This window comes from Pseudomonas sp. IT-P4 (assembly GCF_949767755.1).
Lineage (GTDB): Bacteria > Pseudomonadota > Gammaproteobacteria > Pseudomonadales > Pseudomonadaceae > Aquipseudomonas > Aquipseudomonas monachiensis.
On sequence record NZ_CATKPX010000011.1, the window covers coordinates 13608 to 28781 of the forward strand.

The window sequence follows — 15174 nt, forward strand, 5'->3', positions numbered from 1 at the left end:
GCAAATATGCGCACATGGAGAGAAGCTTATCGCAGACGCGTTAGAACACCGACTGAATTTTCAGGCCGGCCACCAGCGCGTTGTCGACTTCATCCACACCACCCGGGTGCGTGACGTATTGCAGGTTGGGACGTACGGTCAGCCAGTTGGTCACGTGGAAGCCGTAGTTGATCTCGTAGTTGTATTCGGTTTCACGAATCGGCGAGAACAGCGGATTGTCGTATTCCGAAACACCGTTGGCCACGTTGGTCAGCTCGGCGTTTTTCTTCACGTCATCGTTGACATGGATACGGGCGAAACCGATGCCCACGTCATCCTTCGGACGCGCGTCGAACGGGCCCTTGTACACGAACATCAGCGACTGGTAGTTGTCGATGAAGTTGGTGTCCTTGTCGTGGAACGTGGCGTTGGCCGCGATGTTCAGACCACGGGAAGCATCGCCATTGTGGCTGGTGAGTTGCTGCTGCGCGACGAACCAGTAGCCGTGCTTGCTATCGTGGACGCGATAAGGGTTGCCGCTAGTCGCTGCGTTCTGGCCGTTGTCGTCTTCGAGAACGTCGTCTGCCGGGGCTGTGCTTTTGTAGTAACCGACACGGTACTCGCCCGGCAGGTTGTTGACCCTCGGCGACCAGACCAGTTCGACCGGCAACACGGTGCCCTCAGTGCCACTGCCGCTGAGTTTGAAACCGTTACCGTGTTCCAGTTGCGTCGGGTTCTGGTTGTACGCACCAATCTGAGCGTAGAGCTCGTCATTGATGTTGTACTTCACGCGGATCGCCGCCTGGCTGACCGGCCAGTTGTACCAGATGTTGGTGGCCCAGTTACCGACCTGGGATCCGCAGAACGCCAGGTTCTGGAATTCGCACGGGAAGGTGTTGAAGTCTTCACCTTCACCGAAGTAACCGGCCTTGACGTCCAGCTTGTTGTCGAAGAACTGGTGCTGAATCCACAGCTGGGTCAGACGGACCATGTGGCCGCGACCATAGACTTCCTGGGAGGAACTCAAGGTGCCGGCACGTGGATCGCCAATACGGTCGTTGGAGATGTTTTCACCGTTACGGTTGGTGAGCTGGATCTTGGCCTGGGTGTTATCCCAGCCGAACAGTTTCTCCAGGTCCAGCGCCGCGCCCAGGCCAAACTGGTCGGCATAGCGCGCGGTCTTGTCATCGTTGAACCCGCCATGCAGGTTGCCACCGACTTCACCAACGTAGTCCATCTTGATGTCGATACCCTGCTCGATCAGCTTGGTACGCTCGCCACCCCAGTCGCCCGTCATCCATTTGGAGTCTGAGCTGAACGCTTCATCGGCCATCGCATTGCCGGCCAGAACCAGTGCTGCCGCTGCTGAAACCTGGCAGATCAACCGGGCCTTGTTCTTCATCTTCATCCCTACTTCCTCGTTTTATTGTTATTAACTTTTCTTCTTTAACGCGGTTACATCAGTTGCGATGCGCGACAGGCCGCGCACCACGGATTCCCCTGTGGGAGCGAGCTTGCTCGCGAATGCGGTGTGCCATTCAACGCAGATGTCGACTGATCCACCGCTTTCGCGAGCAAGCCCGCTCCCACATTTCTTGATCTTCAGCGGCCTTTGAACTGTGCGACGTTGGCAGCGTGTGATTCGGTTTTCGCTACGCCAGCGACCCCCAGTCGCTCACCCGTTTTCGCATCGAACAGCAGCACTTTCGCCGGATCGAATTGCAGGGTCAGGGTCTCGCCCACCGCTGGCGCCACATCCGGTGCCAGGCGGCAGCAGACCTTGGTGTCGTTGAGGTTGACGAAGACCAGGGTGTCCGGCCCGGTCGGTTCGGTGACCTGGACTTCGGCGCGAATGGTCGGCAAGCCATTCGCTTCGCCATTGGCCAGGATGATCTGCTCAGGGCGCATGCCGAGGATCACTTCGCGGTCCTCAAGACCGGCGTCCTGCATGCCCAGCGGCAGCTCGCAACGGGCCTGGCCGCTGTCGAGCAGCGCCAGCAGGCGACCGTCCTTGCGCTGCAGGCGCAGCGGGATGAAGTTCATCGGCGGCGAACCGATGAAGCTCGCCACGAACAGGTTGGCCGGGTTGTTGTAGATGTCCTTCGGCGTACCGAACTGCTGGATGATCCCGTCTTTCATCACCGCCACTTTGTCGCCCAGGGTCATGGCTTCGATCTGGTCGTGGGTCACGTAGACCGTGGTAGTTTTCAGGCGCTGGTGCATCAGTTTCATTTCGGTGCGCATCTCGACCCGCAGCTTGGCGTCGAGGTTGGACAGCGGCTCGTCGAACAGATAGATCTTCGGCCGCCGCGCCAGGGCACGGCCCATCGCCACGCGCTGTTGCTGGCCGCCGGAGAGCTGGCCGGGCTTGCGGCTGAGCAGGTGTTCGATCTGCAACAGCTTGGAAACCCGAGCGACTTCTTCGTCGATTTCGGCGATCGGCATTTTGCGGATCTTCAGGCCGAAGGCGATGTTGTCGCGCACGCTCATGGTCGGGTACAGCGCGTAGGACTGGAACACCATGGCAATGTCGCGATCCTTGGGGCTCATGCCGCTGATATCGGCATCGTCCACCAGGATCGCGCCGCCGCTGATGGTTTCCAGGCCGGCGATGCAGTTCATCAAGGTCGACTTGCCGCAGCCCGACGGGCCGACCAGGATCAGGAACTCACCGTCATCGATCTTCAGTTCGATGTTTTTCAGGGTGTCCGGCAAGCCGGGGCCGTAGGTCTTGTTGACGTTGCGTAATTCGAGAGTTGCCATGTTTCTACCCCTTGACCGCGCCGGACGTCAGCCCACGCAGGAAATACTTGCCAGCGAATATGTAGACCAGCAGTGTCGGCAGCCCGGCGATCATCGCGGCGGCCATATCAACGTTGTATTCCTTGGCCCCGGTGCTGGTGTTGACCAGGTTGTTCAGGGCCACGGTAATTGGCTGGGCGTCGCCACTGGCGAACACCACGCCGAACAGGAAGTCGTTCCAGATCTGGGTGAACTGCCAGATCAGGCAGACCATCACGATCGGGATCGACATCGGCAGCAGGATCTTCAGGAAGATCGTGAAGAAGCCCGCGCCATCGAGCCTTGCGGCCTTGACCAGCGCATCCGGAATGCTCACGTAGTAGTTGCGGAAGAACAGCGTGGTGAACGCCAGGCCGTAGACCACGTGCACCAGCACCAGGCCGGTGGTGGTGTTGGCCAGGCCGAACTTGCCGAGGGTGAACGAGGCCGGCAGCAGCACGGTCTGGAACGGCAGGAAGCAGCCGAACAGCAGCAGGCCGAAGAACAGCTGTGAACCACGGAAGCGCCACATCGACAGCACGTAGCCATTCATCGCACCAATAAACGTGGAAATCAGCACCGCTGGCACGGTGATCTTCACCGAGTTCCAGAAGTAGCCACCGACCACGTCCCAGGCCTTGATCCAGCCGATGCCGTCGATCACGGTCGGCCAGCTCAACAGGTTGCCGGTACGGATGTCTTCCGGGGATTTGAAACTGGTCAGCAGCATCACCACCAACGGAATCAGGTACACCGCCGCTGCCAACAGCAGGGTGGCGTAGATCGCGATGCGGCTGAAGCTCAATGCTGGTTTGCCGAGTTGATTAGTCATGGCGTTTGCCTCGCAGCTCGGAGTACAGGTACGGCACGAGGATGGTCAGCACGGCACCGAGCATCAGCATGGCGCTGGCCGAACCGATGCCCATCTGGCCACGGCTGAAGGTGAAGGAATACATGAACATTGCCGGCAGGTCGGAGGAGTAACCCGGACCGCCCGCGGTCATCGCCGCGACCAGGTCGAAGCTCTTGATCGCGATGTGCGCCAGGATCATGAAGGCACTGAAGAACACCGGGCGCAGGCTCGGCAGGACGATCTTCAGGTAGATGGTCGGCAGGCTCGCACCGTCGACTTGCGCGGCACGGATGATCGATTGATCGACACCGCGCAGACCGGCAAGGAACATCGCCATGACAAACCCGGAGGCTTGCCACACGGCGGCGATCACCAGGCAGTAAACGACGCGATCCTGATCCACCAGCCAGTCGAGACGAAAGCCCTCCCAGCCCCAGTCACGCAGCATCTTGTCCAGGCCCAGGCCTGGGTTGAGCAGCCATTTCCACGCGGTACCGGTGACGATCATCGACAGCGCCATCGGGTACAGGTAGACGGTGCGGATGAAGCCTTCCTTACGAATGCGCTGGTCCAGCAGCACCGCGAGGAACACGCCCAGCACCAGGCTGATGCCGATGAACATGCCGCCGAACAGCGCGAGGTTCTTGCTCGCGACCCACCAGCGGTCGTTGTCCATCAAGCGCATGTATTGCTGCAGGCCGACCCACTTGTAGCTCGGCATGAAGCTGGAGTTGGTGAAGGACAGAATGAACGTCCAGATGATGTAACCGTAGAAACCAACCAACACGATCAGCATGCTCGGCGCGAGTACCAACTTGGGTAGCCAGCGTTGCAGCGCATCGAACGGTGAGGCTTTGCTGAAAACCGCCACAGAGCTCATCGGGATAATCCAGGTTTAGATGTAAGGATCGGAGTGCGATCCCTTGTAGGAGCTGCCGCAGGCTGCGATCTTTTGATCTTGATTTTAAAAAACAAAATCAAAAGATCGCAGCCTGCGGCAGCTCCTACAGGGGGGATGCCAGGGAATTACTGGGCAGCTTTGACAGCCGAGGCCAGTTGGGCGCTGGCCTTGGCCGGGTCAGCATCCTTGTCGTTCATGAAGTTGGTGACCACGTCGAAGATCGCGCCTTGCACCGCCAGGGAAGTGGCCATGTTGTGCGCCATGCTCGGTTGCAGGCCGCCGGTCTTGTCGTCCGCGATGAAGTCCTTGGCCGCCTTCTGGGCGCACTCGTCGAAGCCGAGCTTGTCCATTTCGTTCAGCATGTCGTTACGCACCGGGATCGAGCCCTTGTTCATGCTGAAGACTTTCTGGAAATCGGTACCCAAGGCGACCTTGGCCAGGTCTTGCTGGGCAGCGATGTCGCCCTTGCGATCGGCCTTGAGCTTGAACACCGCCAGGGAGTCGATGTTGTAGTTGAAGGCTTTTTCAGTGCCCGGGAACGCTACGCACAGGTAGTCCTTGCCCGCGACTTTCTTCGCCGCCGTCCACTCGCTTTTCGCCCAGTCGCCCATCATCTGCATGCCGGCCTTGCCGTTGATGACGTCGGCGGCGGCGATGTTCCAGTCACGACCGGCGCGGTTCGGGTCCATGTAGCCGGTGATCTTTTTCAGCTCGGCGAACGACTTGGTCATCTCCGGGCCGGACAGGGTTTTCTGGTCCAGGTCCACCAGGGCTTTCTTGTAGCCGTCAGCACCCATGACCGAGAGCACGATGTCTTCGAACACGGTGCTGTCCTGCCAAGGCTGACCGCCGTGGGCGAGCGCGATGAAGCCGGCGGCCTTGAGCTTGTCGCCGGCGGCATAGAATTCTTCGAGGGTGGTCGGGGCTTTTTCGATCCCGGCTTTCTTGAACACCTGCGGGTTGATCCACAGCCAGTTGACGCGGTGGATGTTCACCGGCACGGCGACGTAGTCACCTTCGTACTTCACGGTGTCGGAGACTTTCTTCGACAGCAGGCCATCCCAGTTTTCGGACTTGGATACTTCTTTCAACGCGTCGGTGCTGAGCAGGCCGGTGCTGCCCCACTCCTGGATGTCCGGGCCCTTGATCTGTGCAACGCCCGGCGGGTTGCCGGCTACGGCGCGACTCTTGAGTACGGTCATGGCCGTGGAACCGCCACCGCCGGCGACTGCGCCGTCCTTCCAGGTGAAGCCGTCTTTTTCGACTTGAGCCTTCAGGACATCGACCGCTGCTTTTTCACCACCGGAAGTCCACCAGTGAACGACTTCAACGGAACCTTTGGATTCGGCGGCCAGGACACTGAGGGGAAGTGCAGACAGGGAAGCGAGAGAAATGACAGTAGCGAGGCGAGAAATCGCATTCATCTAGGAGCACCTTTCTTGTTGTTATGCATGCAAGTCTGTTGCTTGCGCTGCATAGGATTCTAAACAGGGGATATCCCTTCGCAGGTAACGAAGGGATGCGCGAATGTCACCGCATGGTTACATAGAACCGCTCTGGGACAACTGCGCCAGCGCCGTAGCCATGCTTGGCGCCAACGCCAGGCGCGGAATCAGCACGGCTTGCCAGGCGTGGTAAAGGTCAGGCTTGCCGGGCCAGATATCGGCACTCGGGCGGTTCAGCGGATCGAGTTCGTGATGCCAGCTGCCGCCTTCGCGGTCGATGAAATGACTGTCAGAGAATTCCCAGAACAGTCGGTACCAGTGTTCGTATTGTTCATCGCCGGTGCGCTTGAGCAAGGCACTGGCGGCGGCGCTGGCTTCGCAATGGGTCCAGTGCAGGCGATGGCGGACCACCGCTTTGTTGTCCCAGTCCAGGGTGTAGACGATGCCCGGCGCGCCATCGACATCCCAGCCGTGGAGGCAATTGTGCTCGAACAGTTTTTGCGCATCGGTGACCAGCCAGCCCGGCGTGAGCATCCCCGCTCTCACCCGCGAAGCTTCGAGGTGCAGCAACAGCCGCGCCCACTCGAAACCATGGCCAGGCGTGGTGCCGTAAGGGCGGAAGCCGTCGGCCGGATTGTCGTGGTTGTAGTCCCGCAGTGGCTGCCAGGCGCGGTCGAAATGCTCGATCACCAGGTAATCGTTGGCGGCGGCGTGGCCATGGATCACTCGTTCGACAATCCGTTGGGCGCGGCTCAGCCAGCGGTTGTCATCGGTGACATCGGCCAGGGCGAGGAAGGCCTCGGTGGCGTGCATGTTGCTGTTGGCGCCCCGGTACGCCTCCTCTTCGCTCCAGTCGCGCCTGAAAGACTCGCGCATCGCGCCTTCTTCTTCGCACCAGAAATAAGTGTCGATGATATCGATCGAGTCATCGAGCAAGGCTTGCGCACCGGGACGCTGCGCGACCACCGCAGAACTGGCGGCCAGCGCGACGAAAGCGTGCAGGTAGGCATTCTTGCCGGTATTGCCGTCGCGGTGTTCGGCAGTCGCGAACCAGCCGCCATGCAGCGCATCACGCAATGGTCCGCGCAGGGCGGCAACACCGTGATCCACCAGCTCGGCAAAACCCGGCAAGCCCTGAATATGGGCCATGGCAAAGCTATGGGTCATGCGCGCGGTGTTCATGGTGTGGGCTTGCGCATCAGCTGGGAGACGGCCTTTTTCATCGAGGTTGCCGAAGCCTTCAGGCAGTTTCGAAGCCTTGGCAAAGGCCAGCAGGCGCAAGCCTTCGGTGGCGAGCCATTGCTGATGGGCAGGTGCATTCAGCCAACTGCTGAAGGCCGGTTGGAAGGTGTCCATGGCGTACCTTTTTTGTTGTTATGACTGAGGGGCAGCATAAACAACGGACGAAGGCGGGCTTGTAACGAAGGGGGTGGGTTATGTCACCAGGCTGTGACAATTGCATAGCAAGATCAAAAGATCGCAGCCTTCGGCAGCTCCTACAGGGATCCATGCAGGAGCTGCCGAAGGCTGTGATCTTTTGACTTTCAATCCATCGAGCGGGGTAACTGCAGGGTCACCCGCAACCCGCCCTCACGCAAATTCTGCAAGCTGACCTCACCGCCATGGCTATGGGCAATGTTGCGGGCAATCCCCAGCCCCAAGCCATAACCCTGCTGCTGCCCGGCCAGGCGGAAGTGCGGTTCGAACACCTGCTCCAGGCGCTGCTCCGGCACGCCCGGCCCCTCATCATCGACATGCAGGATGAACGCGCTTTCATCGTCATCGATGTGCAGGTGCGCGTTCTGCCCGTACTTCAACGCATTGTCGATCAGGTTGCCGATGCAGCGCTTGAGCGCCAGCGGCTTGCCCGGATAGGACGCCAGCGCCCGCCCCTGCTGGGTAACGCGGCCGTTGCCGTTCGGCGCGAGATAGGGTTCCACCAGGCAATCGAGCACATGGTTGAGGTCCACCGGCTCGATGTTCTCGTGGATGTCGGTGTCTTTCACGCATTGCAGCGCACCCTTGACCAGCAATTCGAGCTCGTCCAGGTCGCGCCCGAACTTGGCTTGCAGTGTTTCGTCTTCGAGCAATTCAACCCGCAGGCGCAAGCGGGTGATCGGCGTGCGCAGGTCGTGGGAAATGGCGCTGAACAACTGGCTGCGCTCGGTCAGGTAACGACTGATGCGCTCGCGCATGGTGTTGAAGGCGCGCCCGACCTCGACCACTTCGCTGCCACCGCCCTCGGCCACCGGTTCCACATCGGCCCCCAGCGACAGGTCCCGCGCCGCCCGCGCCAGGCGCTTGAGCGGACGACTCTGCCAGTGCACCAGCAGGCCGATGAACAACAGCAAAAAGCTGCTGGTCAGGACAATGAACCACACCTGCTGCGCCGGCAGGCCCTGCTCTTCAAGGCTGGTGTAGGGCTCGGGCAACAGCGAGGCGATGTACAGCCATTCGCCCGGCGCCATCTGGATCTGTGTGACCAGCACCGGCGGATTCACCGGCTCCAGGGTCAGCGCGTAGTGCGCCCAGGAGCGTGGCAACTCATCAAGCTTGAGGCCGCCATTGAAGATGCGCAGGTCTTGCGGGCTGACGAAAGTCACCGAGATGTCGGTGTCCTGGCCGAGAGACTGGCGCAGCACTTCGTCCACCGCCTTGAGCACCGCCTCTTTGCGTGGAGTAATGGGTAACACTTCCATGCCCAGCGGCTTGTCGTTGAGCGTCACCACGAACCGGGTGCCGCCCATGCTGCGCAACTGATCGAGCACCAAGGGGCGAAACGCCACCGGCAACGAACGGAAATAACTGACGCTGGCGGTCATTGAATGGGCCAGGCTGCGGGCGCTGGTGACCAGGCCCTCGAGTTGCGTGGCACGCAGTTGCGACACCCAGATCACACTCGACAGTGCTTGGGCGAACAACACCGCCAGCAGGGTCAACAGCAACATCCGCCCGAGCAGCGAACGCGGCATCGGCACCTTGTCGGCGAGCTTGCGTAAAGTCTCAGTGACCATTGCTGGCAACCACGTTGGCTGCCAGTTGGTAACCGCTGCCACGCACGGTGCGGATCAGCCGTGGCGGTTTCTCGGTGTCACGCAGGCGCTGGCGCAATCGGCTGACCGCCATGTCGACGATGCGATCCAGGGGCATCAGATCACGGCCACGGGTGGCGTTGCCGATGGTGTCGCGGTCGAGGATTTCCTGCGGATGATCGAGAAACAACTTCAGCAGCGCAAAGTCGGCGCCCGAGAGAATCACCTCTTCGCCGTCGATGTGGAACAGCCGATGGCTGACCATGTCCAGCCGCCAGTCATCGAAGGCCAGCACCTCACCGCCACTGCGCTCCTGACCGAACTGCGCGCGGCGCAGCAACGCCTTGATCCGCGCCTGCAATTCCCGTGGGCTGAAGGGCTTGCCGAGGTAATCGTCGGCACCCAGTTCCAGGCCGATGACGCGATCGGCTTCATCGGAACTGGCGGTGAGCATGATGATTGGCACCTGCGCCTGACGCGGATGCTGGCGAATCCAGCGGCACAGGCTGAAGCCGTCTTCGTCGGGCAACATCACATCAAGGATCACCAGATCACTCGGCGCCTCGTTCAGCGCCTGGCGAAAGCCGGCACCGTCGGGCGTGGTACGGACCTGAAATCCGGCGCGGGTCAGGTAGGTATCCAGCAACTCGCGTATCTCTTGATCGTCATCGACCAACAAAATCGACTTGTTGACTGAGCTCACAGGAAGGCGTCCTTGTTGTTTGAATTGGGCGGATTATGCCTTAAGCACTGATTTTACAAACACCACAGAAACAACTGTGGGAGCGGGCTTGCTCGCGAAGGCGTCGTAACATTCAACATATTGGTTGACTGACACACTGCTTTCGCGAGCAAGCCCGCTCCCACATTTTGATCGTATTTCAGGCTGGGAGAGATTGCTCCAAAGCCACACCCGCACCCATCAATCCCGAATACGGCGCCGTCACCAGCCACACCGGAATCCCCTTGAAGTAATCGCTCATGCAACCCTTGTCGGCGAAGCAGCGGGCGAAACCGCTTTCGAGGAAGAAATCGGCAAACCGCGGAATCACCCCGCCCACGATGTACACGCCACCGCGTCCACCGGTGGTCAGCACGTTGTTGCCGGCCACGCGACCGAGCCAGCAGCAGAACTGCTCAAGCACTTCCACGGCAATCGGGTCGCCCGCCAGCCCGGCAGCAGTAATCGCTTCCGGCGTATCGAGCACAGGCGTGTGCCCGTCCACCGCACAGATCGCCCGATAGACACGGGGCAAGCCGCCACCGCTCAGGGCTGTTTCCGCACTGACATGGCCGATTTCGTTGAAGATGTGCTGCCAGAGCTGGGTTTCACGTGCACTGCTCAATGGCAGATCGACGTGACCACCCTCCCCCGGCAATGCGGCAAAACGGCCCTCGCCCAGATCGAGCAAGGTGCCGACGCCCAGGCCGGTGCCCGGGCCAATCACCACCGCCGGGCGCAACGGCTCGGGCGTGCCCGCGCAGACCACGCGGAATTCGCCGGGCTGCAAACGGGTCATGCCCAGGGCCATGGCCGAGAAGTCGTTGACCAGCAACAGCTGATCCACCTGCAAGGTCTGGCAAAAGCCCTTGCGGCTCAGGCGCCAGTGATTGTTGGTGAATTTGAATTCATCACCGCTCACCGGGCCTGCCACCGACAGGCACACCGAACCGATCGCACCCGGCGCCAGCCCCAGGCCATTCAAATAGAAGCTGATCGCATCGATAGGGCTGGGGAAATCTGCCGTTGCCAGCACCTGGACCGATTCCAGTTGCTGGTTTTTCCACAACGCGAAACGTGCGTTGGTCCCACCGATGTCACCGACCAAAGCCAGTTTCAATTAAGCGTCTCCAGGGCAGAAGTGAAGGCGCTGGCGCCCTGCTCCGCCGAGCTGAAGGCCATGCGCATGAAACCGAACAGCTCGCGACCGGTGCCGATGTTGTTGCCCAACAGGCCTTTGGCCGGCGTGCGCGCTGCGAATTCTTCGGCGTCCACCATAAGCTCCAGGGTGCCTTTGACGCCATCGACGCGGATGATATCGCCCTCTTGCACCCGCGCCAAAGCGCCACCGACATAAGCTTCGGGGCTGACATGAATGGCCGCCGGGATTTTCCCCGACGCACCGGACATGCGCCCGTCGGTCACCAGCGCGACTTTGAAGCCGCGATCCTGCAGCACGCCGAGGAACGGCGTCATCTTGTGCAGCTCCGGCATGCCGTTGGAGCGCGGGCCCTGGAAGCGCATCACCGCGACAAAATCCTTCTCCAGCAAACCGGCCTTGAACGCATCGGCCAGGTCCTGCTGATCCTGGAACACCATGGCCGGCGCTTCGACGATCTGGTTTTCCACGGCCACGGCGGAGACTTTCATCACGCCACGACCGAGATTGCCTTCCATCACCCGCAAGCCACCTTCGGCCGAGAATGCACGGGCGACCGGACGCAGGATGCTTTCATCGAGGCTGTCGGTCACGCCTTCGCGCCAGACCAGTTGGCCATTGTCGAGGAACGGCTCCTGGGTGTAGCGGCTCAGGCCATGGCCCATCACGGTATTGACGTTTTCATGGAGCAACCCGGCTTCCAGCAGCTCACGGATCAGGAACGACATGCCCCCCGCGGCCTGGAAGTGGTTGATGTCGGCTTTACCGTTCGGGTAGACGTGGCTGAGGGTCGGCACGACTTCGGAGAGGTCGGCCATGTCCTGCCAGGTCAATTGAATGCCCGCTGCCATGGCGATGGCCGGCATGTGCAGGGTGTGGTTGGTCGAGCCGCCGGTGGCGTGCAGCGCGACAATCGAGTTGACCAGCGAACGCTCATCGACGATTTCACCGATCGGGATGTAGTCACCGTTCTGCTTGGTCAAACGCGTGACCTGATGCGCCGCTTCGCGGGTCAAGGCATCGCGCAACGGCGTGTTCGGGTTGACGAAGGACGCGCCCGGCAGGTGCAAGCCCATGACTTCCATCAGCAACTGGTTGGTGTTGGCGGTGCCGTAGAAGGTGCAAGTGCCAGGGCTGTGGTAGGACTTCATTTCCGATTCCAGCAACTCTTCGCGAGTTGCCTTGCCTTCGGCGTACTTCTGGCGCACGTCGGCTTTCTGCTTGTTGGAAATGCCCGAGACCATCGGCCCACCCGGCACGAAAATCATCGGCAGATGGCCAAAGCGCAGCGCGCCCATCATCAGGCCCGGCACGATCTTGTCGCAGATGCCAAGCAGCAGTGCGCCGTCGAACATGTTGTGGGACAGCGCCACGGCCGTGGACAACGCGATCACTTCGCGGCTCGGCAGGCTCAGTTCCATGCCCGGCTCGCCCTGGGTCACGCCATCGCACATGGCCGGGGTGCCGCCGGCGAACTGGCCGACGGAGCCGATCTCGCGCAGAGCCTTTTTGATCATCTCAGGAAAGACTTCGTACGGCTGGTGCGCCGAGAGCATGTCGTTATATGACGAAACAATCGCAATGTTGGCGGAGTTCATCATCCGCAGGCTGTGCTTGTCGTCGCTGCCGCATCCGGCCACGCCGTGGGCGAAGTTGGCGCATTGCAGCTTGCCGCGCATCGGACCGTCGCTGGCCGCACCGCGAATCAATGCAAGGTAAGCCTCACGCGTGGCGCGGCTGCGGGCGATAAGCCGTTCGGTGACCTCAAGGACGCGGGGATGCATGTGTAGAACTCCAGGCTAACGGATGTGGCGACCTGATTGTCTATGCTGATCAAAGCCCGGTGTCGATGGGATGACAGACGGTTTTCTTGATCGGTTGGACCAGTTGATTCAGGTCACTCGTTGTAGATTGAACAAAATATTGCCATTAAAAAGGCTTGTTTTCTATTTTTTTGCGAATAATCTTGTAATTCCAACAACAAAACGACGGTAGCGCCGCACTATGACTCTTCGAATCGCAATCAATGGTTTTGGCCGCATCGGCCGTAATGTCCTGCGAGCACTCTATACCCAGGGCTACCGTCAGGATCTGCAGATCGTCGCCATCAACGACCTGGGCGACAGCGCGATCAATGCTCATCTGCTCAAGTACGACACCGTTCACGGCACGTTCGATGCCGATGTCCAGCATGACCAGGAGAGCCTGACGGTCAACGGCGACCGCATTTCGGTCAGTGCCATCCGCAACCCGGCCGACCTGCCCTGGGCCGCGGAAAAGATTGATGTAGTGTTCGAATGCACCGGTCTGTTCACCGACCGGGCCAAGGCCGCCGCGCATATTACGGCGGGCGCGCGCAAAGTGATCATCTCGGCCCCGGCCAAAGGCGCCGACGCCACCGTCGTTTACGGGGTGAACCACGACATTCTGCGCCAATCGCACCAGATCATTTCCAACGCGTCGTGCACCACCAACTGCCTGGCTCCGGTGGCCCAGGTGTTGCATCGCGAGTTGGGCATCGAAAGCGGTCTGATGACCACCATTCACGCCTACACCAACGACCAGAACCTGACCGACGTCTACCACACTGACCCGTACCGTGCCCGTTCGGCCACCCAGAACATGATCCCGAGCAAGACCGGTGCCGCCGAAGCGGTCGGCCTGGTGCTGCCGGAACTGGCAGGCAAACTGACCGGCATGGCGGTGCGCGTCCCGGTGATCAACGTGTCGCTGGTGGACCTGACCGTGCAACTGAAAAAAGAAGCCAGCGCAGAGGAAGTCAACGCGCTGCTCAAGCAAGCCAGCCAGCACTCTAAGATCCTTGGCTATAACACCCTGCCGCTGGTTTCCAGTGACTTCAACCACAACCCGCTGTCGTCGATCTTCGATGCCAACCACACCAAGTCCAGCGGCAAGCTGCTCAAGGTACTGGCCTGGTACGACAACGAATGGGGTTTCTCCAACCGCATGCTCGATAACTGCCTGGCGCTGTGCAACGCCGAGTAAGCGAAGCTTACGACTGTAGGAGCTGCCGGAGGCTGCGATCTTTTGATTTTGCTTTTTAAGAACAAGATCAAAAGATCGCAGCCTCCGGCAGCTCCTACAGATGTGTGCAATGCACAGCATCGTATTCATGTCCTGGAGCCCCCCATGATCGGCATCAGCTTTACGCAAAAGACCATGGCGGCGCGCAAGCGTATCGCCCTGGTCGCCCATGACCACTGCAAGGTGTTCTTGCTGGACTGGGCCGAACGGCAAAAAGACAGGCTGGCCCGGCATGATCTGGTCGCCACCGGCACCACGGGGTTGTTGTTGCAACAACGCCTCGACCTGCCGGTGCAAAGCATGATCAGCGGGCCACTGGGCGGCGACCAACAGCTCGGCGCGCAAATCGCCGAGCAGCGGGTCGACATGCTGGTGTTTTTCTGGGACCCGTTCGAACCCCAGCCCCACGACCCGGACATCAAGGCGTTGCTGCGGGTCGCGGCGGTGTGGAACATCCCGGTGGCGTGCAACGAATGCAGCGCAGACTACCTGCTCAGCAGCCCGCTGATGGATCAGGCGCACCCCCATCGGATTCCCGATTACGCCACCTACTTGCAGGGCCGCGCATAAAGCTTCACAAATCAGGACTTGACCACTCGAGTAGATGATAAGCATTATCATCTACTCGAAATGGATCAGGTTCTCCCGTGAGTCAGTCGCGCTTCAACCACGTTTTCCTCACCCAGCGCACCTCCCTGCTGCGCACGCTGGAACGGATGGTCAACAATCACAGCACTGCTGAAGACCTCTTGCAGGAAACCTACCTGCGGGTGACCCGTGCATTGAGCGAACGGGCCATCGATCATCTTGAGCCCTTTGTCTTCCAGACGGCACGCAACCTGGCGCTGGACCATTTGCGCGCGCGGCGCATCCATTCGCGCACCATGGTCGATGACGTGCCGCAGGAGTTGGTGCACAGCATCGCCGCCCCCACCAGCAGCGCCGAAGACGCCGCCCATGCCGAACAATTGCTGGAGCGCCTGAACGTGAGCCTCGGTCAACTCAGCGCCCGCCAACAGCGAATTTTCATCCTCAGCCGCCTGCACGGGCACAGCTACCAGGAAATCGCCGAGGAGCTGAACGTGTCCCTCAGTACTGTGCAGAAAGAACTCAAACTGATCATGTCGATCTGCATCGGGGTTGCCGATCGCTTGAACGCCAACTGAGCGCCAAGGCCCTGCGTTTATCTGGACCGACTGCGCTGATCATCGGGCTTTGCTACCCTTGGCCCACTTTCTACGCTTCACTAAAAAAACAG

General features: G+C 60.4%; 13 protein-coding genes and 1 pseudogene. 3 read left to right on the forward strand and 11 right to left on the reverse strand.

What is annotated here, in order from left to right:
- Window positions 1–40 precede the first annotated feature (40 nt).
- From ACM6IT_RS00125 to edd, 11 genes and pseudogenes are all read right to left on the reverse strand, one after another.
- Entirely contained in the window at window positions 41–1387 is a 1347-nt protein-coding gene (locus ACM6IT_RS00125) for a carbohydrate porin (protein WP_414913158.1), read from the reverse strand.
- Between the two features lie 92 nt (window positions 1388–1479).
- Window positions 1480–1569, reverse strand: a pseudogene (locus ACM6IT_RS00130) (metal ABC transporter ATP-binding protein); the annotation flags it as partial.
- 12 nt (window positions 1570–1581) lie between these two features.
- The gene (locus ACM6IT_RS00135; protein WP_056725954.1) at window positions 1582–2742 is read right to left on the reverse strand and encodes an ABC transporter ATP-binding protein; all 1161 of its coding nucleotides are present in this window, start codon (window positions 2740–2742) and stop codon (window positions 1582–1584) included.
- Between the two features lie 4 nt (window positions 2743–2746).
- Window positions 2747–3592 (reverse strand): carbohydrate ABC transporter permease, encoded by an 846-nt coding sequence (locus tag ACM6IT_RS00140; RefSeq protein ID WP_007995997.1) that lies wholly within the window; start codon window positions 3590–3592, stop codon window positions 2747–2749.
- Window positions 3585–4493: a carbohydrate ABC transporter permease gene (locus ACM6IT_RS00145; protein WP_008032969.1), complete on the reverse strand. Its 909-nt coding sequence runs from the start codon at window positions 4491–4493 to the stop codon at window positions 3585–3587. The genes ACM6IT_RS00140 and ACM6IT_RS00145 overlap by 8 nt, the downstream gene beginning before the upstream one ends.
- A 146-nt stretch (window positions 4494–4639) precedes the next feature.
- Window positions 4640–5938 (reverse strand): ABC transporter substrate-binding protein, encoded by a 1299-nt coding sequence (locus ACM6IT_RS00150; RefSeq protein ID WP_414917232.1) that lies wholly within the window; start codon window positions 5936–5938, stop codon window positions 4640–4642.
- Window positions 5939–6055: 117 nt separating this feature from the next.
- Window positions 6056–7315 (reverse strand): AGE family epimerase/isomerase, encoded by a 1260-nt coding sequence (locus tag ACM6IT_RS00155; RefSeq protein WP_056725959.1) that lies wholly within the window; start codon window positions 7313–7315, stop codon window positions 6056–6058.
- A gap of 188 nt (window positions 7316–7503) precedes the next feature.
- On the reverse strand, window positions 7504–8931 hold the full coding sequence (locus tag ACM6IT_RS00160) for an ATP-binding protein (RefSeq protein WP_201783892.1): 1428 nt from the start codon (window positions 8929–8931) through the stop codon (window positions 7504–7506).
- Between the two features lie 31 nt (window positions 8932–8962).
- A complete protein-coding gene (locus tag ACM6IT_RS00165; RefSeq protein ID WP_056725962.1) occupies window positions 8963–9694 on the reverse strand; it encodes a response regulator in 732 nt (243 codons plus the stop codon).
- A gap of 178 nt (window positions 9695–9872) precedes the next feature.
- Entirely contained in the window at window positions 9873–10832 is a 960-nt protein-coding gene (locus ACM6IT_RS00170; protein ID WP_056725964.1) for a glucokinase, read from the reverse strand.
- Complete coding sequence (gene edd / locus ACM6IT_RS00175; protein WP_056725966.1) at window positions 10829–12655, reverse strand: phosphogluconate dehydratase; 1827 nt, start codon at window positions 12653–12655, stop codon at window positions 10829–10831. Before edd ends, ACM6IT_RS00170 begins: the two co-directional genes overlap by 4 nt.
- 220 nt (window positions 12656–12875) lie before the next feature.
- Here edd and gap point away from each other — a divergent pair, with 220 nt between their 5' ends.
- From gap to ACM6IT_RS00190, 3 genes are all read left to right on the forward strand, one after another.
- Window positions 12876–13877, forward strand: coding sequence for a type I glyceraldehyde-3-phosphate dehydrogenase (gene gap / locus ACM6IT_RS00180; protein WP_056725969.1), 1002 nt, complete (start codon window positions 12876–12878; stop codon window positions 13875–13877).
- A gap of 144 nt (window positions 13878–14021) precedes the next feature.
- Window positions 14022–14486, forward strand: a complete 465-nt coding sequence (locus tag ACM6IT_RS00185) for a methylglyoxal synthase (RefSeq protein WP_056725971.1) — start codon at window positions 14022–14024, stop codon at window positions 14484–14486.
- A gap of 77 nt (window positions 14487–14563) precedes the next feature.
- Entirely contained in the window at window positions 14564–15082 is a 519-nt protein-coding gene (locus ACM6IT_RS00190) for an RNA polymerase sigma factor (protein WP_056725973.1), read from the forward strand.
- The last annotated feature ends 92 nt before the right edge of the window (window positions 15083–15174 follow it).